Source organism: Oleiphilus sp. HI0117 (assembly GCF_001635235.1).
Window position 1 is genome coordinate 1 of record NZ_LWGA01000500.1, and the last position, 578, is coordinate 578.

The 578-nt window shown below is 45.7% G+C and carries 1 protein-coding gene; it reads left to right on the top strand.

Annotated elements, in window-relative coordinates:
* Nucleotides 1-392, top strand: a 392-nt coding sequence (locus A3757_RS05620) for a hypothetical protein (protein ID WP_231878225.1), incomplete at its 5' end; no start/stop codon positions are given.
* Nucleotides 393-578: the final 186 nt, after the last annotated feature.

Below are 578 nucleotides of genomic sequence, written 5' to 3' on the forward strand. Positions count from 1 at the left end.
GTGGCGGTTTGGGTATGAACTCACTTAGCGGCTTTGATGATGCAATGGGCTTTCAAGTTTTTGGCGGCTATCGCTTCGATGATAACTTGATAAAAGTAGACAAAGTTAAACTAGCAGTTGAAGCCGGCTATATGACATCGGGTGATTTTGACTTCCGCTTTGGCGGCTCAGTTTCTGCTGATGGTATTTGGGCTGCAACGGTTGCAGACTATGCGGTAAATGAGCAAGTGAGCGGACTTTTAAGGCTTGGCCTTGATTTTGGCGATGACGATGGTTTGTTAATGGGCTTTGGCGGTGAGTATCGCGTTGACCATAACATTGCGGTTCGCGGTGAATACGTTATCAGAGATAATGTTAACAGCTTGCAGGTAAACATTGTTTACGGCTTATAATACCCTACCAATATAAGGCCAGATTAGTTTATCTGGCCTTATTCCTCTCCAGAATATTCATCAACCCTGTCGGCAGAGGACGCTATGCCTCGCTCACAGGCTACGATCTAAGCTTCTACCAAACTCTGCATTGACTAGGCTCAGGATCGTCTGCCTAAGGAAAATTCAATACTAGCGCTTAAGCCC